The sequence below is a fragment of the Flavobacterium sp. MMS24-S5 genome (assembly GCF_050320125.1).
GTDB lineage: Bacteria > Bacteroidota > Bacteroidia > Flavobacteriales > Flavobacteriaceae > Flavobacterium > Flavobacterium tyrosinilyticum.
Genome location: NZ_CP190016.1, coordinates 4,385,779 through 4,405,963, shown reverse-complemented (window position 1 = coordinate 4,405,963; position 20,185 = coordinate 4,385,779). Strand labels below are relative to the sequence as shown.

Here is a 20,185-nt window from a genome sequence, read left to right as displayed (position 1 = left end):
AAACCACGGGCTATATTTGACAATTGGATTTTTGTTATTTGCTGGCGCGAGCGTCTCGCTCGTGCATTACTTATCATTTTATGACTACCTTATTTACAACTTGTATTAAAATTATTCTCTTAAACTATTGAATATCTCATCAATAATTTTCTTATCAATTTTACTTTTTTCATCTTTATAATTACTACCCGATCCTGTATTAACCCTACTATCTGGATCATTTTCTAATTCTTCAGCTTTTAAATCTAGCTCATCAAGTATATCTCTAAAATCAATAGAATATCTGTCTTGTAATTCTTTTACTCTTTCTTTTAATGTCACGAGGCTCTCAAATTCAACATTTTCATTTTCATAATCGATTATCTCTGTAATTTTAGCCACAAATTCTTTGGTATTAATAGTATCATTAAATGTTCTTGGAAAAATACTTTCAAATCTTTCAAAATTATCAATATCATCAGTCCAAAACAAAGTCTCCAAGTATGTATCAATCAACCTTTCTTCATTTATTTCTAATTTTTCCAAACTTAAATTTTCCAATAATTCGAGATAATTGTGATTCTCAGAATAAGATAGTGATTTAATCTTATAAATATTTTCTTGAAAATTTTCATAAATATAATCTTCCGCTAATAAACTATATTCTAAAAATTCTTCTCTAATATCATTTAAAAATTTAAAAATAAATTTATCAATGATGCCGTACTGTATTTTATCATGAATTACATATCTAGAAAGATTTGATGTTTTAAGATTTTGTCCTACCTCGCAAATTCGTAACATTGAAGAATTAACTAATCTTTTATTAAGTTTAATTTTCTCCTTTTTATAATTATTTGTTGAAAAGATTGTAAAAAACTGTTCAATAAAAAGCGAAGATTTTAAAATACTTTCAATTATATCTGTTTTTCCCTTCAAATAATGAATGATGAAATCATAAATTGAAGGATTTTGATATTCAACTGCTATAATACCAAATGAATCTGCATTTGTTTTTATAAATGTATTTTCTAATTCTTTTATAGATCTATTAAACTTTATAGAATCAAAACTAATTAAGTATGTGCTATTTACAAGAGAAAATTCCTTCATTGCTTTTTCAAGATCTGTAAGAAGTACTGGTGTACCGAGACTTGCTAATACTATGAGAGTAAATTGAGAAAATTTATCTAATGAATTTTCAAAAGCATATAACCAAACACTTTGCGGATTATCAAAAAAATCTTTAATAGTTTCAAAAAAATGTTCATGCGAACAATTTTCCCATAGCTTTCTATTAATAATCGTTTCAATAATACGAGGACTATAATTTTTATGATTTATTAATATATGATGATTTCCATTTTTTAATAAATTTTCAATATACAAATTTGGAATCTTACCATAATACAAATGATTATATAGTATTTTAGCCTTAATTATTGAAGTGTAAGTCGATAAATCTAAAATGCTTTTAGCGATTTCAATATTACTAATTTCAAAAGACTCATAAAATAATTTTGCTTGATTTAAAATATATTCTCTCGTAGCAAAAATCAAAACCTTATCTGAAGAGTGCTTAATTTTCTGAATGAATTTAACAATTTTTTCATCATTTTTCGGCAAGTCCTTTGCGTCAAAAAAATTTTTACCGAGAAAATCATCAAAAAAGAAAATTTGTTTTGCATCTTCTTTATAAAATTTATAGCCATCATCAATATTATCGCTTAAATAGACAAATTCTTCAAATTCATTTGCCAATAAATAAACAATTAAAATTCTGGAGAGAGTAGTTTTTCCTATTCCTGGAATTCCTGAAATGATTATATAACGATGCTTATTTAAAGTTTCTAATGCTTTATTGAAACTATCATTCTGTACATACAGCTTTATTTTACTTTTTATATCATCAAGTTCAAATTCTGTCTGATTATAAATTTTACTGTGTAAAACTTTATTTAGAATATTTGTACTTGAAATCCATAACTTATAATATTTATTTTCAATTTCTTTATAAATAGAAATAAGATTATTTAAATCTTTTTTACCTAAAATATCTTCTGTTCTTTTTATATAAGGTTTAAATATTTCTATAATTTCTTCTTTATTATTTGGAGTTAAATCCACTGTCGTGGTTAGTATGTATTTATCTGGATTTAATTTTATTACTTTTGAAAATTCTTTCTTAAGATTACTTAACAAATTTGAATATGAAGAATATCTTTTAGCCTGAATTATTATATTTTTTGATTCCTCAGTAGTATATCTTAAATCAATACCTCCATCACGTCCAGTTCTGAATGATTCAATAAAACAATTATTTTTCTTTTGTAAAATATCTCTAGAAAAATCCTCAAATTCACTAGGAGAAAGCACTAATAAATCATAATCCGTCATAATTTTTTTTAAGCTTTTAGATTATTTATTTAACGAAAATACTAAAATAATGGAATGTAAATGCTTTTAATCCATGAATACAATTTAAGTAAGTTTTGTAATCCCCAAAAAAAAACAGTTCAAAATGAACTGTTTTTTTTATGTTTTACATATTCCTTCTATACTGCCCACCAACTTCAAACAACGCCGAAGTAATCTGACCTAAAGAACAAACTTTTGTAGCTTCCATTAAATGGTCGAATAAGTTTTCGTTTTTAATAGCGGCTTGCTGTAACGTATTTAAATGCTCGTTTACTTTTGCTTCGTGGAAACTATGCAAGTTATCCAACATTGTAATCTGGTATTGTTTTTCTTCTTCGGTTGCACGAATAACCTCAGCCGGAATTACTGTTGGCGAACCTTTTGAACTCAGGAACGTATTTACACCCACAATTGGGAAATCTCCATTGTGTTTTAAAGTTTCGTAATACAAACTTTCTTCCTGAATTTTAGATCTTTGGTACATTGTTTCCATTGCGCCAAGAACTCCACCTCTTTCTGTAATTCTGTCGAATTCTTGAAGAACTGCAGCTTCAACTAAATCGGTTAATTCTTCGATGATGAACGAACCTTGAATTGGGTTTTCGTTTTTCGCTAAACCTAATTCTTTATTGATAATCAGCTGAATCGCCATAGCACGACGCACAGATTCTTCTGTTGGCGTTGTAATTGCTTCGTCGTAAGCATTGGTGTGAAGCGAATTACAGTTATCATAAATCGCATACAAAGCCTGTAAAGTTGTTCTAATATCGTTGAAATCAATTTCCTGCGCGTGTAACGAACGTCCAGAAGTCTGAATATGATATTTCAGCATTTGCGCTCTTTCGTTGGCTCCGTATTTGTTTTTCATGGCTTTTGCCCAAATTTTACGCGCCACACGACCAATTACTGAATATTCTGGATCAACTCCGTTTGAGAAAAAGAACGATAAATTTGGTCCAAAATCGTTGATGTTCATTCCGCGGCTCAAATAATATTCCACGTAAGTGAAACCATTAGAAAGCGTAAAAGCCAATTGCGTAATTGGGTTTGCTCCCGCCTCAGCAATATGATATCCTGAGATCGAAACCGAATAGAAATTACGAACGTTTTTAGTAATAAAATATTCCTGAACGTCACCCATTAAACGCAAAGCAAATTCGGTTGAGAAAATACACGTATTCTGCGCCTGATCTTCTTTTAAAATATCGGCCTGAACCGTTCCACGAACTTGAGCTAACGTTTTTACTTTTATTTCGTTATAAACTTCCAAAGGCAAAACCTGATCTCCCGTAACACCCAAAAGCATTAATCCTAAACCGTTGTTTCCAGCAGGAAGTTCGCCTTGGTATTTCGGTCTTTCGATTCCTTTGTCTTTATATAATTTGTTGATTTTTGCCTCAACTTCTTTTTCTAAATCATTTGCTTTGATGTAAATCTCACATTGCTGATCGATTGCCGCATTCATAAAGAAACCTAACAACATTGGCGCAGGCCGATTAATCGTCATACTTACCGAAGTCAATGCATGAACCAAATCGAAACCTGAATATAGTTTTTTGGCATCATCTAAACAGCAGATTGAAACTCCAGCATTTCCGATTTTCCCGTAAATATCCGGACGCAAATCTGGATCATTTCCGTATAAAGTTACACTGTCAAAAGCTGTCGAAAGACGTTTTGCAGGCATTCCCGCGCTTACATAATGAAAACGTTTATTGGTTCTTTCTGGCTCGCCCTCGCCCGCAAACATTCTTGACGGATCTTCGCCTTCACGTTTAAACGGATATAATCCCGAAGCAAACGGAAATTCTCCAGGAACATTTTCCTGTAAATTCCAACGCAAGATATCGCCCCAACCTTCGTATTTAGGCAAAGCAATTTTCGGAATCTGCAAATGTGATAAACTTTCAGAATGCGTTGCAATCTTGATTTCTTTATCGCGAACTTTAAACGAGTAAACTGGATTTTTATATTTAGCTACTTTTTCATCCCAATTCAGGATAATTTCCCAATTGTACGGATCTAAATCCATTTTTACTTTATCGAACTGATTGAGTAAAAGATTTAAAAAGATTCTGTTTTCGTCGTGTTCAGCAATTCCGCTTGGCAAAACTGTAGAATCGTCAATTCCAGCTTTATTGATTTGAGGAACTTTTCCAGAAACCGATTCGATGGTTTTGAAGATTCCGTATAATTTCTGCGCTACTTTTTGTTGCGAAAGTGCTGTTTCATCATAACTGCGGTTATTTTCTGCAATTTCAGATAAATAACGTGTTCTGTGTGGCGGAATCACAAAGATTTTCTCGCTCATTTCTTTTGTGATTGTAAAAGTCGATTTCAAATCTGAAGCCGTTTTTTCAACCACTTTATCCATAATCGCTTTATAAAGCGTGTTCATTCCCGGATCGTTAAACTGCGAAGCAATTGTTCCGAAGACTGGCATTTCATCAGGATTTTTATCCCAAAGATTATGGTTTCTTTGATATTGTTTTTTTACATCGCGTAACGCATCAAGCGCTCCACGTTTATCGAATTTATTTAAAGCTACTAAATCGGCAAAATCAAGCATGTCGATTTTTTCCAATTGCGTTGCAGCTCCAAACTCTGGTGTCATTACATATAAGGATACATCGGAATGATCCATAATTTCGGTATCAGACTGACCGATTCCTGAAGTTTCTAAAATAATCAAATCGTATTTTGCCGCTTTTAAAACCTGAATCGCTTCAGCTACATATTTAGACAAAGCCAAATTCGACTGACGTGTCGCCAACGAACGCATATATACACGAGGATTATTAATTGCATTCATACGGATTCTGTCTCCTAAAAGTGCTCCTCCGGTTTTTCTCTTAGAAGGATCTACAGAAATCAATCCGATTGTCTTTTCTGGGAAATCAATTAAAAATCGGCGAACCAATTCATCTACCAAAGAAGATTTTCCTGCACCACCCGTTCCTGTAATTCCTAAAACTGGAATTTTAGAAGTTTCATTATTTTGGTGAATTTTATCAAAAACAGGTTTTGCAATTTCTGGGAAATTTTCTGCAGCAGAAATCAAACGTGCAATTGCCGTAGGAACTTTATTCTCGATATGATCAATTTCCCCGTTCAATTTATCTCCGATAGGAAAATCAGCACGCTGTACCAAATCATTAATCATTCCTTGAAGTCCTAACGAACGTCCATCGTCTGGAGAATAAATTCTAGTGATACCATATTCATGCAATTCTGATATTTCACTTGGAAGGATTACTCCACCTCCACCTCCGAAGATTTTAATATGCCCGGCTCCTTTTTCGCGAAGCAAATCATACATATATTTAAAGTATTCGTTGTGTCCGCCTTGATACGAAGTCATTGCAATGGCGTTGGCATCTTCTTGAATGGCGGTATTTACCACTTCTTCGACGCTTCTGTCATGACCAAGATGAATTACTTCAACTCCAGTTGACTGAATAATACGGCGCATAATATTGATGGCGGCATCATGCCCGTCAAAAAGTGAAGCAGCGGTAACAATTCTTACTTTATTTTTAGGAATATATGGTATTTGTTGTTCCATTTTATGAATATGATAATTTTAAGCGACCAATGTACAAATTATTTTAATATTTGATCGTTCAAATAACATTATGTTAATAAAAAAGAAAATATTTTTTCTTCAATATAAAGGTAGTAATTCTTGACACTAATGGATATAAGTTAAAGAAAGCTTAAAGACATGGCAATTTCGCAACATTTAAACAAAATCAGGAAACACGTTTTGAGTACTCCCATAGTAATTTAGCATTGTAGAAAAGCCCCAAATTTTTACCAATGACTTACGTAGAAAAGTAATAACGTAAAAATTAAAAAAAAATGAAAACATTTTATTCATTCACCGTAATTTTAAGTTTGAGTTTTTTTGTATTTTCTTTTAACAAAATTGAAAACAACAGTTTTAAATATAAAAAAGCTTCAAATCATTTAACCGTTTACCATAATCAAAATGATGTAAACGAAATTTCGAACGATTTCTTTAAAAGATATTCAGATTTGAAAAAATATAAATCTGATGTCATGTCATTATACAAAACCAGAACTCTTGGATTTATCTGGTTTGATGAAAACGAAATCAACGAATTTGGCTCTGCTTTGTATGAAAAAGCAAAAAAAACAAATGATTTGATTATTCCTTACCAAAAAGAAATAGACCAATTGTTTAGCACTTCATCAGATAAAAGCACACTTTCTCAAACTGATGCAGATATGCTTTTGAGCTCATTATATATAGTGTATGCTAAAAAAAGTAATGCCGACAAGAAAAAACTAGCTTATGATACTATGCTAAAAGATTTCTTAAACTACAGTACATTAGAAGAGGCAGAAACGACAGCAGTTGCAAGTAATGAAAAAGTAGAATTTGACCAATATTACAAATTGCAAGATGCTCTAAAAAAATACAAAAGATTAGAAAAATCTAGTAAATACAAACCTATTGTTCCGGCAGAGTCTCCTTATAAAGAGTTGCGCCCTGATGCGGTTTCAAGCACTATCTCGCAAGTTAGAACGCGTTTGTATTTATTAGGAGATTTAAAAACAGATTCTAAAAGCGATGTTTATGATCGTGAATTGATGGATGCTGTTATGAAATACAAAGTTCGTAACGGATTTAAGCCCAATTATATTCTAGCAGAAGAGCATATTAACGAAATGAATATTCCGCTTGAAAATAAAGTGGCTACTTTAAAACTTAACATGGAAAGATGCCGTGAGATTTCGGCTCAAATTGCTGCCAGCGATGAGTATGTTTTGGTAAATGTTCCTTCTTATGAATTGTTTTATGTTAAAAACGGAAAAGTAGTATTGAAATCGAGTGTTTTTGTTGGAGCTCCTCTTACCAAAACAACCATTTTTAATGGAGAAATTGACCGAATCGTTTTTAGCCCTTATTGGACAGTTCCTCAAAGTATTGTGCAAAATGAGTTGAAATCTAAAATTGCTGCAGACCCAAATTATCTTGCAGAAAAAAATATGGAAATGGTTAATGGTCAAGTACGACAAAAACCAGGTCCAGACAATTCTTTAGGATTGGTAAAATTTATGTTCCCAAATTCAGATGATATTTATATGCACGATACCCCATCTAAAACTTTATTCGATTTTGAAAAAAGAACTTTTAGCCACGGATGTATTAATGTAAAAATGGCAAAAGAATTGGCTGTTGCTATGCTGAAAGATTATCCCGAATGGAATCAGGCAAAAATTGACAAAGCAATGGATGGTAAAGCAGAAAACAGTTTTAAACTGTCTAAAAAAGTACCAATTTTCATTACCTATTTTACTTCATTGGTGAATGAAAACGGAGAAATTGGTTTCTTTCAAGATGTTTATGAAAAAGATGCAGAATTGAATAATCAATTGTCTCTTAGTGTAAATTAATGCAAAACGACATATATAAAAAAATAATCGGGAATTCATTCAGTTGAGTTTCCGATTTTTTTTATTCAAAAATGTCTTAAGTTATTAGTTTTAAAACTTTTAAGGCCTTTTATATTTTTATTTCTGTCGCAACTTTGCATCGTAATACTACCACTAGCATTAAATTAAAAAACAATAGATCATGAAAACAGAAAATATTGAAGGTTTATCATTGTTTGAAATAAATTTATTGATACAACAAGGCGGAAGATTTGTAATGTTTCCAAACCTGATGACAAAACTTAGAGGCTATACTATTTATTTTATTCGTCCTGACGAAAAAACAATTAAATACGCATTAAAACATTTTTTTAAAAATATAACGCTTGGCTGGCGCGCAGTTCTGTTAAGACCATCTTACATTTCAAAATCTTTATTCTACTTGACATTTGGCGGTAAAGATTGCACGCAACATATTTTAGCCAATTTAAAGCAGATTAACCCAATCAATAACCCCAATTTATATTGTTTACAGTACGTTTAAACACCTTTTTTGTCCCATAAATTTTTAATTGTACAATTTGAAAATAAAAAAGTATTAGAGTAAAGGAAAAACCTACATCCTGAAAGCAAAATGATTCTAATACTTATAAGTACAAATTTAAAATCATCTTATATTTTTGTAAGGTGATTTTTTTTTGTCCTATTCTATTATTTTTAAAACCTTTTGAGACTAGTTTGATTATATGTTAAAGAGAGATTTGCAAATTCTTTTTTTAATAGAAAATCAACAATGAAAAAATACATTTTAATTTCTAGTCTTATTGTTTCAATTCTACTTTTTTCATGTAATAATTTCAAATCAGAAAGCTCAATTACTTCCAACGTTATCAGCAAACCAAAACCACCAAAAGCCGTAGGCCCTCCACGTATATTATTTATTGGAAATAGTCATATCGAATATTTTGTAAGCAGCCCCACTCTATTTCAGGAATTATGCAATGCCAATAATCAAAATATAAATGTGCAGCAGCTGATAACAATAGGTGTTCCGCTCAATAAAGTTTATTTCACTAATAAAACAGAGGCCGAACAAAATTTTTCCAATATAGATAAAGATGGAAACTATTATGATTATGTCATAATTCAGGAATCGACACCAATAGCATTAACAAATCTTTCTAAGTATAGAGACAATTTGAAATTATTTGCAGAAAAAATACATAAAAACAGCCCAGATGCCGCAATTTATGTTTATCAAAATATGTCTCCTTTATCTTATGCAAACTCAGAATACAATAATTATTATACAGAATTACGTAAAAATACCATTCTAGCTGCCGCTTTTATTAAAAATGCAGGCGTATTAAGAGTGGGTGATGCTGTTAAAGATGCATATGAAGGAAAAAGCGGTTATAAGTATCTAACAGGTAATAAAGACAATCTTCGTGATGGCAAAAACACCCTTCATTTTATAAACGATGGAGGTTTTTTACAAGCTGTTTTAATATATTCTACAATATTTGATAAAATACCTATTATCCCTAAAAAACTTCTTTTAAGTACGGGAACTGGCGATAATGACAATATGAGAAAGCAAGAAGTAGCAAAAGCAGTGACCAATCCTAAGGCTCTGGAGGAAATTGCTTTTAGTAATAGATAAATTATCTGGAATCTGTTTATTGGATTTCACATCAAATTCTAAATGCACAAATTAATGTCCTAAACTAACACTTTTAAAACTTATCAAGACTCTAATTGTTGTTGATAAAAAAGAGATTTGCCGAAATTTTATAATCTATTTTCAATTAATTCCCATGAAAAAACACTTTTTACTTTTTGGTATTGCAGCAGTTCTATTTTCTGCTTGTAACAACAAATCAACTTCTACTGAAAATTCAACTGCAAGTACAGAAACTACAGCTCATCCTAAAGCTCCAAAAGCAGAAGGAAGCCCAAGAATATTGTTCATCGGAAACAGCCATACCGAATTTTTTGTAAGCGCTCCTGTATTGTTTGGTGAAATTTGTAAAGCTAACAACCAGCCAATGAATGTTGATCAATTGGTTACTATGGGTGTTTCTATTGATAAAATTTATGACGATCATAAAACAGAGGCAGAACAAAATTTTGCAAAAGCAGACAAAGATGGTAACTATTATGATTATGTAGTTATTCAGGAATCTACTCCCGTAGCTTTGGCTGAACTAGATAAATATCAGGCGAATGTAAAAATGATTGCAGATAAAATACGCAAAAACAGCCCTGATGCAGCATTTTATATCTATGAAGGAATGTCTCCACTACCTATTACCGATTCAGAATATAAAGATTATTTCGACGAAATTCGTAAAAATGCAATTGCTGTTGTGGAAACTACAAAAAACTCAGGTTTGCTAAGAGTTGGCGATGCAGTCAATGATGCATATAATGGCAAAAATGGTTATAAATATTTAGTAGCCAACAAAGATAACCTTCGTTATGGAGAAAACACATTACATCTTTTAAATGATGGCGGTTATTTGCAAGGAGCATTGCTTTTTGCAACAATATTCGATAAGAAACCGATAATGCCAAAAGAACTTACTTTATGCACTGGAACTGGAGATAATGACGATATGAAAAAACAAGATGTCAGCAAAGCAATTAGTAATCCTAAAGCTTTAGAAGAAATTGCTTTTAGTAACAGATAAGTTTTTAAATAATAGTAATATAAAAAAAATCACCTTGTAAAATTTATAAGGTGATTTTTTATTTAATATAAAACTCTGAAAATCAATTAAATTTATTCTTATTTTAGCTTTATCAATTTCACCTAAAACTAAATTTATGGAAGATTCAAACGAGTTAGTACAAAGACAGAGCTGGCTAAACAGAAACTGGAAATGGTTTATTCCCAGCGGATGTTTAACGCTTTTAGTATTAGCGGCTTTATTTATTGGAGGAATTTTCTATGAAGTAACTTCGGTTCTTAAAGATTCTGAAGCTTATAAAGAATCTATGATAGCGGTAGAGAATAATAAACTCGTAGTGGAAAAACTCGGTTCTCCTGTTGAAACAGACGGAATGGTTTCTGGAACTGTAACTTCACATAATGAGGTTCGAACTTGCGATGTACAGGTTCCGTTGAAAGGCCCAAAAGGCAAAGGAACTTTATTTATCGTAGGCGAAAAAAGAGGTACGTGGAAATATTCTGAAATGTCGGTTTATATTAAAAATACAGATGAGAAAATAGATTTATTGGAGAAATAAAAATAGATTTGAGTAATTAAAATTTATAAAATGAAATCTTTTTTTAGTCTATTCATAGTCTTTTTAGTTTGTATCTCTTCTTTTGCACAATCTGCCAAAAATTACCAAGTTTACGCCAATAAAATCAAACAATTTTCAAAACCTGCGAGAATATTAAACAAGAATGTTGACGCTCAAGGAAATGGTTATATAGAATTTACAAATGCTAAAAACCAAATACTTCGTTTCCGATTGCATAATAATGAACTTCAACAAGGATCTTGCAGTATCGCTTTTGAAATATACTATTATGAAAACAATTTTCTAAAAAGAATTGAATCGTTTGACAAAAATGGAAATTTAATTGGGTGTCTTTTAAAACTGAACGGTGAAGCCATCATAGAATATACAATTGAAAAACCAGATTTGTATCTAAAAAAGAAAAAACTCATTGATGATGCCGAAGGAAACATTAGCATGAAAGATGACTCTAGCGAAAAAATTATTCGTGTTCGTTACTTTAATGCCAATAATGCACCAATAGAACAGCCTAAACCTACTTACATTTCGAGTAAAACTTATTGGGAATTTAATATTCGAATGTCTTGGCCGTAATTTTGAGACCCTAATTTCGCTTATGTTAAGTTTGCAACAAAATGTTACTTTGCTTTAAATAAAATTGTGGCGTTGTTTTTGAATAAGTAGTATTTTTGAAACTTAAACAAAAACCCCAAATGAAAAAGATTTTACTATTAGCCGTTACGTTTTCGCTTACTTCTTGTGCACAAGTACAACAGACCCTAAATCAACTGCCTCAAATCGCATCTCAGCTTCCAAGTTCAGGAACTGTTGATATTGCTTCAGGTTTAAAAGAAGCGCTAAATAAAGGAATTACGCAACAAGTGAGTAAATTAACCGCAGTAGATGGTTTTTATAAAAATGAAGCTGTAAAAATTTTAATGCCAGAAGAATTACAAAAAGTAGATGCAACCCTGCGTAAAGTAGGTTTAAGCTCTCTTGCAGATGAAGGAATCAAAATGCTGAACCGCGCTGCAGAAGATGCCGTAAAAGAAGCTACTCCAATTTTTGTTACAGCAGTAAAAAATATGAGTTTTACAGATGCTAAAAACATTCTTCTAGGAAGTGACAACGCAGCAACAAATTATTTACAAGGAAGTACAACAACTTCATTATATGCCAAATTTAATCCTGTAATTAAGAGCTCTTTCGAAAAAGTGGGTGCAGATGCTGTCTGGACAAAAATTATAAACAAATACAACACAATTCCATTAGTAAAAAAAGTAAATCCAGATTTGACTGATTACACAACCAATCAAGCTCTTACTGGCGTTTTTAAAATGATTGCTGTAGAAGAAAAAGAAATTAGAAACAATATTTCTGCCAGAACAACACCTTTATTACAAAAGGTTTTTGCTCTGCAAGATGGAAAATAGTTTTCATAAAGATACAAAGAGACAGAGTTACAAAGTACAAAGCTAAATTTACAACTTTGTCACTAACCAAAAAAAAAGACCAAAATGCAAAAAATTACCATACTCATTCATTGTAAAGATCAGAAGAATATTATTGCTTCAGTTACTACTTTTATTGCTAAGGTTGGAGGAAATATTACTTATATCGACCAGCATGTAGACGTAGAACAAAATGTGTTTTTTATGCGTCTGGAATGTGAATTCGAAAATTCGACTATCACAGTTGAAAGTTTTAAAGAAGACTTTAATAAAACTCTTGCTGTCAAATTTGACATGTCTTGGGATTTGTACAATCAGGAGCAAAAACCTAAAATGGCTTTATTTGTTTCTAGATACGATCATTGCTTGTTTGACATTTTGGGTCGTTATAGCGCCGATGAATTAGGTGTCGAAATCCCTATGATTATTAGCAATCATAACGATTTACGTTCAATTGCAGAGCGTTTTGATATTCCTTTTCACTATGTTCCGTTCACAAAGGATAACAAAGAAGAAGGAGAAGCAAGACAAATAGAACTTTTGAAAAGATATCAAATCAATTTTATCGTTTTGGCGCGTTACATGCAGATCGTGACTCCAAAATTGATTTCGCTTTACGAAAATAAAATCATCAATATTCACCACTCCTTTTTACCTGCTTTTCCAGGTGCGAAACCGTATCATTCGGCTTTTAAACGCGGTGTAAAAATTATTGGTGCAACAAGTCATTACGTAACAGAAGAATTAGACGAAGGTCCGATCATTGAACAAGATATTGCAAGGGTTTCTCATATTCACTCTGTAGAAGATTTTATCATGAAAGGACGTGATTTGGAACGCATCGTTTTAGCTAGAGCAATTAAACTGCATGCAGAAAGAAAAACAATGGTTTATAGCAATAAGACGGTGGTTTTTTCTTAGATTCTAAGATGCTAAGCTACTAAGGTTCTAAGTTTATAATCTTTGTGTGAAATAACAAACCCGACAGGTTTTTTACCTGTCGGGTTTTCTTTTATATTAAGCTCAAAAGTTGGCAACTTAGAGACTTAGCATCTTAGTAACTCAGAAACTTACCTAGCTTTAATCGCCAATCTAGGATCATCAAAAGCATTTACCTCATCCATTGTCATTCCTAAAGCGTTTGCTACACCCGCACCATAAGCTGGATCGGCTTGGTAACAATTTCTAATATGACGGACTTGAATAAATTTCTGCGCTCCTCCTACTTGACCTGCTGTATTTTTAAACAAAAGCTGTTTTTTCTCTTCTGTCAGCAAGTTGAATAAAAGTCCTGGCTGAGTAAAATAATCGTTATCGTCTTCTCTAAAATTATGTGCATAAGCATCACCATAAATTGCCAATGGCGGTTCTTTTACTTCTGGCTGATCCTGCCATTCGCCAAAACTATTTGGCTCGTAGTGTTTTCTTCCGCCATAATTTCCATCAACACGCATTGCTCCGTCTCTGTGGAAACTGTTATACGGACATCTAGAAGCGTTTACCGGAATCTGGTAATTGTTTACTCCTAAACGGTAACGGTGCGCATCTCCGTAAGAGAATAAACGTCCTTGAAGCATTTTGTCTGGAGAAAAACCAATTCCAGGAACTACGTGAGCTGGATTAAATGCTGCCTGTTCTACTTCTGCAAAATAATTTTCTGGATTTTTATTCAATTCAAATTCTCCAACTGGAATTAACGGAAAATCTCCTTTTAACCAAACTTTAGTCAAATCGAATGGATGAAAACGATACGTTCTCGCCTGTTCTTCTGACATAATCTGAACAAACATTTTCCATTTCGGGAAATTACCTTCTTCAATTGCATTAAACAAATCCCTTTGGTGGCTTTCTCTGTCTCCACCCACCAATTTAGCAGCTTCTTCATCAGAGAGATTTTCGATTCCCTGTTGTGAAACCAAATGGAATTTTACCCAATGTCTTTCGTTTTGTGCATTGATGAAACTAAAAGTATGGCTTCCAAAACCATGCATTTCTCTATACGATCTCGGAATTCCACGGTCACTCATTACAATCGTAACTTGGTGGAGAGCCTCTGGCAATAAAGTCCAAAAATCCCAATTGTTATCAGCACTTCTTAAATTGGTTTTTGGATCACGTTTTACAGCATGGTTCAAGTCAGGAAATTTCATTGGATCACGAAAAAAGAAAACTGGCGTATTATTTCCTACCAAATCCCAATTTCCTTCGTTGGTGTAAAATTTCATGGCAAAACCACGAATGTCTCTTTCGGCGTCAGCAGCGCCTCTTTCTCCTGCAACAGTTGAAAACCGCACAAACATTTCTGTCTTTTTACCAATTTCAGAAAACAAGTCTGCTTTTGAGTACTTAGTAATATCGTGCGTAACAGTAAAAGTTCCGTAAGCCCCAGATCCTTTGGCATGCATTCTTCTTTCGGGAATCACTTCTCGATCAAAATGAGCCATTTTTTCTAAGAACCAAAAATCTTGTAATAAAACGGTGCCGCGAGGCCAGCTGTTTGAATGTTTTGATTGTCTGGAACGGGTGTTCCTGTTGCAGTTGTTAATTTTTTGTTTGATTCCATATTGCTGATTTTTAATATTTTATCAAATATACAAACTTATCTTTACCATATTAATAAGCAAAATTGATTGTTATTATATTTTAATAATCAAATTTTATTTAACAGTGCAGAAAGCTCAAAACAGCGGTTTGACAAATCTTAACGTATGGTCAACAAAGTAATAACAAAACCTTAACAGCATAAGATTGATATATGTCGGACATTTGTAATGTAATAAACTGGTTATTTATTATTTTGGTTTTGGTTAGTTAAATGATGCCGGCGTCTTCGAGATGCCGGCATTCTTTTTTTATATAAATTTTAGTTTCAGGTTTAAGGTTTCAAGTTGTTTACTTTGAACATAATTTTACCGCAAAGAGCGCAAAGTTTTTTTGCTTTAGAGTTTTTTTGTAAAATGCAAAGTTCGCAAAGCTTTGCCTTAAAAAACTTTGCGAACTTTGCGTAATTCTTTGCGCTCTTTGCGGTAAAAAAACATTAACTTATCTATTTTGAACATAATTTTAACGCAAAGAACGCAAAGGTTTTTACTCAAGAGGTTTTGTATAAAACGCAAAGTTCGCAAAGCTTTCTATAAAAAAACTTTGCGAACTTTGCGTAATTCTTTGCGCGCTTTGCGGTTAAACTATCAACAATATGAACATTAACTTATATCCAACAAAGTAATAACAAGATCTTAACAGCATAAGATTGATATATGTCGGACATTTGTAATGTAATAAACTGGTTATTTATTATTTTGGTTTTGGTTAGTTAAATAATGCCGGCGTCTTCTAGATGTCGGCATTCTTTTTTTATATAAGTTTAGTTTCAGGTTTCAGGTTTTCTTTTGTTTCAGGTTACTTTACTTTGAGCATATTTTAACGCAAAGAGCGCAAAGCTTTTTTACTCAAGAGGTTTAGTATAAAACGCAAAGTTCGCAAAGCTTTGCCTTAAAAACTTTGCGAACTTTGCGTAATTCTTTGTGTGCTTTGCGGTAAAAAACACAATCTTTTAAACATTGACTCATTTTGGATACAACTACACGAGATTTAGATACTTTATAAAAGCAATACTGATGGATCTTTGCTAAATCAATTTTGATTTAAAATTAAAACAGTAATTATGAGTACTATCAAAAAAGTTAATTTAGGAAATCAGGGACTTGTTGTTCCTAATATTGGTTTAGGCTGCATGGGAATGAGTCAGATTGCAGGAAATGATATTTATGGTAAAGCAGACGAAACTGAATCTATACAAACAATACATCGCTCACTTGAATTAGGCGGTAATTTTTTAGATACGGCCGATTTATATGGTCACGTTGAAAAATGAAAGATTGATTTCAAAAGCTATAAAAGGTAATCGTGACGCTTACATCATTGCTACAAAATTTGGTTTTGAGATTAATGACAACGAAGAACTTACCTGGCAGTTTAATGGCAAAAAAGAATATGTGAAAAAAGCCGTAGAACGTTCTCTAAAAAATCTTGGAACAGATTATATCGATTTATATTACCTGCACCGTGTTGATCCTAATACTCCAATAGAGGAAACAATTCTGGCAATGTCTGATTTGGTAAAAGAAGGAAAGGTTGGTTATATTGGTCTTTCTGAAGTTTCTTCTGAAACTATTAGAAAAGCGCATAACATTCACCCCCTGACCGCAGTTCAAAGTGAATATTCCCTTTTTGAAAGAAGCATTGAAGAAGACGGAATTATAAAAACATTAGAAGAACTTCAAATTGGTGTAGTAGCTTATTCACCTCTAGGAAGAGGCTTTATTTCGGGAGAAATACAACATCCGCAAGACTTAGCCGAAAATGATTTTAGACGAACAATTCCTCGTTTTCAAGGAGAACAATTTTATAAAAACATTGAACTTTTAAATGAAATAAAACTTATCGCCGACGAAAGAAAAATTACTGCTTCGCAATTGGCTTTGGCATGGATTGCATCTAAAGGTTTTTTAGCCATTCCGGGTACAAAACGAGTAAAATATGTGGAGCAAAATATCGAGGCTGCTCAGCTTATCCTGACTACTGAGGAATTGAACAGATTAGAAAACATTATTCCTTTAGGAACAATTACCGGAAATCGTTATGATGAATCTGGAATGAAATCTGTGAATCTATAAGAAATCAGAAAAAAAATCTACAGGAAAAGTTATCTTTATGACAGCTTTTCCTGTATTAAACCTAAAGCCATGAAGAAAGAAGATCATATCCCGTATAACATTACCTCTATTTCAGAATTACATCAATTATTACGAATTCCAAAACCAGATCATCCTTTGGTAAGTTTTGTAAATCTGAAAGATATAAGTTGTCATTTTGATAATAATCTAAAGAGTGTCATTTATAATTTCTACACGATTTCAATTAAAAGAGGATTTAAGGGAAAAATGAGATATGGCCAAAACTATTATGATTTTGATGAAGGTGTCATGACATTTATGGGCCAGGACAAATTATTTCGACAGAAGTTCCAATGGATTCTTCTGTATATGGCTCGATGTTAGTCATTCATCCTGATTTTATTCAGAATTATGCTTTGTCAAAAAAAATAAAAGAGTACGGATATTTCTCTTATGCTGTTAATGAAGCTTTGCATCTTTCAGAAAAAGAAGAAACAATGATTACTGGAATTATGCAGAATATCGAACAAGAATATCTGTCTTCTATTGATGCTTTCAGCCAAGATGTAATGGTTTCGCATATTGAACTGCTTCTTAATTATTGCAATCGTTTTTATAACCGACAGTTTATTACCCGAAAAAATGCAAACAATACGCTTTTAACTAAGCTGGAAATTCTTCTTTCTGAATATTTTGAAAGTGACAAAGTTGAAAAATTAGGATTACCAACTGTCGCTTACATTTCGGAACAACTAAATGTTACGCCAAATTATTTAAGTGATATGTTACGTTCGTTGACAGGACAAAGCACACAGCATCATATTCACAATAAAATTATTGAAAAAGCCAAAGAACTTCTTACCACAACTACCTTGAGTGTAAGTGAAACTGCTTATAAATTAGGTTTCGAATATCCTCAATCTTTTAATAAGCTTTTCAAAAGTAAAACTACAGTTTCACCTTTAGAGTTTAGAAATTCATTTAACTAATTTTTTAATCTTTCGTGTAGCAATTTAAAATAAGGGAAAGCTTTTAACAATCGGCTTCCGTGCCAAGAAAACATTTCGCCGTCAACGAAAATGGTTTTGGCGTGATGTGTAAATCTTCCTATTTCGAAAGCATCTTCTTCCTTAAAAGGGTACGGTTCTGACGAAAGAAAAACAATATCGGGATCGCCTTCTAAGCGCATTTTCTTTAATTCGATTTCAGGATAACGGCCTTTGTCTTCGTAGATGTTTTTAAAATGATTTAGTTTTAGCAACTCATTGATATACGTATCTTTTCCTGCAACCATGTATGGATTTTTCCAAATAAAATAGGCCGCTTTTTTTTCTTTTATATCCTGAATATAATTTTTAAAATCGCTTAAAGCGAAAGCCAATTTGTCGTTCCATTTCTGCGCTTCGGTTCTGCAATTGAACAACTGCCCAAAATCTGAAATCATCTGGAAATTATCTTCGACAGTAACAATATTGGTAACCCAAACTGGACAAATTGTACTTAACTGCTCTACAATCTCCAGTGTGTTTTCTTCTTTATTGCAGATAATAATATCTGGCTCTAAAAGTTTTATTTTTTCGAAGTGAATTTTCTTGGTACCACCAACAATCTTTTTAGTCGATTTAAAATGAAACGGATGAACACAAAATTTCGTTATTCCGATGATTTTCTCTTCTAAACCTAAATCATATAATAATTCAGTTTGCGATGGAACTAGCGAAATGATACGCTTTGGAGCAGTTTCAAAAGTATGAACTTTGCCAAGCTGGTCTTTTATTTGTTTCATGTTTGAGGTTTGTTGGAGTGTGGAATTTAACGCAAAGCTCGCGAAGTTTTTTCGCAAAGTTCGCAGAGGTTTATGCTTAAACGTTGAGTTTAAGTTTTTTTAAGTTCTCAAAGCTTAAAATAAATTTCCTCTTTGAGAACTTAAAAAAACTGTATATAATTTCTTTGTATACTTTGCGAAAAACCTTAGCGCACTTTGCGTTAAAATTATACTCAAAGTTAACTTTAACAAAAAGTAAAGCTTACACCCTACTTTGAGAACTTAAGAAACTTTTAAAACACTGTATATAATTTCTTTGTGCACTTTGCGAAAAAACTCAGCGAACTTTGCGTTAAAAAATTATGCTCAAAGTTAACTTGAAACTTTAAACCTGAAACTTTAAACCAATAATCTCAGCCATTTCTTGCTGTACTTTCAAAGCTTCTTCTCTAGCCTTTTCAGCAAAATCGGTTCCTTTTGAAGCGTAGATAATAGCTCTTGCAGAGTTTACTAAAAGACCAACTTTATTATTCATTCCATATTTGCATACTTCAGATAAGCTTCCACCTTGAGCGCCAATTCCTGGAACTAGTAGGAAACTATCAGGAACAATTTTTCTGATTTCAGTAAAATATTCTGCTTTTGTTGCACCGACAACATACATTAGGTTTTCGCTGTTTTTCCAAGTTTTAGAAGTTTCTAGAACTTGTTTGTACAATTCTTTTCCATTAGTATTTAAAGTCTGAAAATCGAAAGCACCTTCATTAGAAGTTAAAGCCAACATAATAGTATGTTTATTTTCGAATGCCAGAAAAGGCTCTACAGAATCTTTTCCCATATACGGGGCAACAGTTACACTATCAAAATTCAGATCTTCAAAAAAAGCTTTCGCATACATGCTAGAAGTGTTTCCTATGTCTCCACGTTTTGCATCTGCAATTGTAAAAATATCAGGATAATTTTCGTTGATATAATTGATTGTTTTCTGCAAAGACATCCATCCTTTTATTCCGTATGCTTCAAAAAAAGCGGTGTTTGGTTTGTATCCAACTGTCAGATCGTGCGTTGCATCGATTATCGCTTTATTAAATTCGAAAATAGGATCTTCGGTTTCTAATAAATGCTGCGGAATTTTAGTCAAATCAGGATCTAAACCAACGCATAAAAATGATTTTTTTTGAAGAATTTGTTCGTGTAGTTGTTGTGTTGTCATATTGTATTTTTAGTTCTTCTATTTCAAA

The 20,185-nt window shown here is 32.3% G+C and carries 14 protein-coding genes and 2 pseudogenes; 11 read left to right on the top strand and 5 right to left on the bottom strand.

What is annotated here, in order from left to right; translation table 11 throughout:
- Window positions 1–111: 111 nt before the first annotated feature.
- Both ACPWTF_RS20235 and ACPWTF_RS20230 read right to left on the bottom strand, forming a co-directional pair.
- Window positions 112–2,376, bottom strand: coding sequence for a restriction endonuclease (locus tag ACPWTF_RS20235; RefSeq protein WP_427872699.1), 2,265 nt, complete (start codon window positions 2,374–2,376; stop codon window positions 112–114).
- Window positions 2,377–2,521: 145 nt separating this feature from the next.
- A complete protein-coding gene (locus ACPWTF_RS20230) occupies window positions 2,522–5,962 on the bottom strand; it encodes a methylmalonyl-CoA mutase family protein (protein WP_427872698.1) in 3,441 nt (1,146 codons plus the stop codon).
- Between the two features lie 296 nt (window positions 5,963–6,258).
- Between ACPWTF_RS20230 and ACPWTF_RS20225 the strand changes: the two genes are divergently transcribed.
- The 8 genes from ACPWTF_RS20225 to purU all read left to right on the top strand — a co-directional run bounded on the left by ACPWTF_RS20225 (window position 6,259) and on the right by purU (window position 13,424).
- Window positions 6,259–7,821: a L,D-transpeptidase family protein gene (locus tag ACPWTF_RS20225; RefSeq protein ID WP_427872697.1), complete on the top strand. Its 1,563-nt coding sequence runs from the start codon at window positions 6,259–6,261 to the stop codon at window positions 7,819–7,821.
- A gap of 181 nt (window positions 7,822–8,002) precedes the next feature.
- Window positions 8,003–8,344 carry a hypothetical protein gene (locus ACPWTF_RS20220; protein WP_427872696.1) on the top strand — a complete coding sequence of 114 codons (342 nt, stop codon included), beginning with the start codon at window positions 8,003–8,005 and terminating at the stop codon, window positions 8,342–8,344.
- A gap of 249 nt (window positions 8,345–8,593) precedes the next feature.
- On the top strand, window positions 8,594–9,463 hold the full coding sequence (locus ACPWTF_RS20215; protein WP_427872695.1) for a hypothetical protein: 870 nt from the start codon (window positions 8,594–8,596) through the stop codon (window positions 9,461–9,463).
- Between the two features lie 154 nt (window positions 9,464–9,617).
- Window positions 9,618–10,493: a hypothetical protein gene (locus tag ACPWTF_RS20210; RefSeq protein WP_427872694.1), complete on the top strand. Its 876-nt coding sequence runs from the start codon at window positions 9,618–9,620 to the stop codon at window positions 10,491–10,493.
- 136 nt (window positions 10,494–10,629) lie between these two features.
- Window positions 10,630–11,052 (top strand): cytochrome c oxidase assembly factor Coa1 family protein, encoded by a 423-nt coding sequence (locus ACPWTF_RS20205; RefSeq protein WP_427872693.1) that lies wholly within the window; start codon window positions 10,630–10,632, stop codon window positions 11,050–11,052.
- 30 nt (window positions 11,053–11,082) lie between these two features.
- Complete coding sequence (locus ACPWTF_RS20200) at window positions 11,083–11,646, top strand: hypothetical protein (protein WP_427872692.1); 564 nt, start codon at window positions 11,083–11,085, stop codon at window positions 11,644–11,646.
- Between the two features lie 119 nt (window positions 11,647–11,765).
- Window positions 11,766–12,485, top strand: coding sequence for a DUF4197 domain-containing protein (locus tag ACPWTF_RS20195; protein WP_250835316.1), 720 nt, complete (start codon window positions 11,766–11,768; stop codon window positions 12,483–12,485).
- A gap of 84 nt (window positions 12,486–12,569) precedes the next feature.
- Window positions 12,570–13,424, top strand: a complete 855-nt coding sequence (gene purU / locus ACPWTF_RS20190) for a formyltetrahydrofolate deformylase (RefSeq protein ID WP_427872691.1) — start codon at window positions 12,570–12,572, stop codon at window positions 13,422–13,424.
- A 149-nt stretch (window positions 13,425–13,573) separates the two neighbouring features.
- Here purU and ACPWTF_RS20185 read toward each other — a convergent pair.
- A pseudogene (locus ACPWTF_RS20185) lies at window positions 13,574–15,066 on the bottom strand (catalase).
- Window positions 15,067–16,167: 1,101 nt separating this feature from the next.
- Here ACPWTF_RS20185 and ACPWTF_RS20180 point away from each other — a divergent pair.
- The 3 genes and pseudogenes from ACPWTF_RS20180 to ACPWTF_RS20170 all read left to right on the top strand — a co-directional run bounded on the left by ACPWTF_RS20180 (window position 16,168) and on the right by ACPWTF_RS20170 (window position 18,168).
- Window positions 16,168–16,377 carry an aldo/keto reductase gene (locus tag ACPWTF_RS20180; protein WP_427872690.1) on the top strand — a complete coding sequence of 70 codons (210 nt, stop codon included), beginning with the start codon at window positions 16,168–16,170 and terminating at the stop codon, window positions 16,375–16,377.
- A 4-nt stretch (window positions 16,378–16,381) separates the two neighbouring features.
- Entirely contained in the window at window positions 16,382–17,179 is a 798-nt protein-coding gene (locus ACPWTF_RS20175; protein WP_427872689.1) for an aldo/keto reductase, read from the top strand.
- A gap of 69 nt (window positions 17,180–17,248) precedes the next feature.
- Window positions 17,249–18,168, top strand: a pseudogene (locus tag ACPWTF_RS20170) (helix-turn-helix domain-containing protein).
- Here ACPWTF_RS20170 and ACPWTF_RS20165 read toward each other — a convergent pair.
- Both ACPWTF_RS20165 and pyrF read right to left on the bottom strand, forming a co-directional pair.
- Window positions 18,165–18,965, bottom strand: a complete 801-nt coding sequence (locus tag ACPWTF_RS20165) for an ABC transporter substrate-binding protein (protein ID WP_427872688.1) — start codon at window positions 18,963–18,965, stop codon at window positions 18,165–18,167. The pseudogene ACPWTF_RS20170 and the gene ACPWTF_RS20165 overlap by 4 nt on opposite strands.
- Before the next feature lie 364 nt (window positions 18,966–19,329).
- Window positions 19,330–20,157, bottom strand: a complete 828-nt coding sequence (pyrF, locus tag ACPWTF_RS20160) for an orotidine-5'-phosphate decarboxylase (RefSeq protein ID WP_427872687.1) — start codon at window positions 20,155–20,157, stop codon at window positions 19,330–19,332.
- Between the last annotated feature and the right edge of the window lie 28 nt (window positions 20,158–20,185).

Bases quoted from the DNA above. Each gene is read 5' to 3' on its own strand.
- purU (WP_427872691.1), top strand. From the start codon at position 12,570: ATGCAAAAAATTACCATACTCATTCATTGTAAAGATCAGAAGAATATT.
- ACPWTF_RS20195 (WP_250835316.1), top strand. From the start codon at position 11,766: ATGAAAAAGATTTTACTATTAGCCGTTACGTTTTCGCTTACTTCTTGT.
- ACPWTF_RS20225 (WP_427872697.1), top strand. From the start codon at position 6,259: ATGAAAACATTTTATTCATTCACCGTAATTTTAAGTTTGAGTTTTTTT.
- ACPWTF_RS20165 (WP_427872688.1), bottom strand. From the start codon at position 18,965: ATGAAACAAATAAAAGACCAGCTTGGCAAAGTTCATACTTTTGAAACT.
- ACPWTF_RS20220 (WP_427872696.1), top strand. From the start codon at position 8,003: ATGAAAACAGAAAATATTGAAGGTTTATCATTGTTTGAAATAAATTTA.
- ACPWTF_RS20200 (WP_427872692.1), top strand. From the start codon at position 11,083: ATGAAATCTTTTTTTAGTCTATTCATAGTCTTTTTAGTTTGTATCTCT.
- ACPWTF_RS20215 (WP_427872695.1), top strand. From the start codon at position 8,594: ATGAAAAAATACATTTTAATTTCTAGTCTTATTGTTTCAATTCTACTT.
- pyrF (WP_427872687.1), bottom strand. From the start codon at position 20,157: ATGACAACACAACAACTACACGAACAAATTCTTCAAAAAAAATCATTT.
- ACPWTF_RS20180 (WP_427872690.1), top strand. From the start codon at position 16,168: ATGAGTACTATCAAAAAAGTTAATTTAGGAAATCAGGGACTTGTTGTT.
- ACPWTF_RS20230 (WP_427872698.1), bottom strand. From the start codon at position 5,962: ATGGAACAACAAATACCATATATTCCTAAAAATAAAGTAAGAATTGTT.
- ACPWTF_RS20235 (WP_427872699.1), bottom strand. From the start codon at position 2,376: ATGACGGATTATGATTTATTAGTGCTTTCTCCTAGTGAATTTGAGGAT.
- ACPWTF_RS20210 (WP_427872694.1), top strand. From the start codon at position 9,618: ATGAAAAAACACTTTTTACTTTTTGGTATTGCAGCAGTTCTATTTTCT.
- ACPWTF_RS20205 (WP_427872693.1), top strand. From the start codon at position 10,630: ATGGAAGATTCAAACGAGTTAGTACAAAGACAGAGCTGGCTAAACAGA.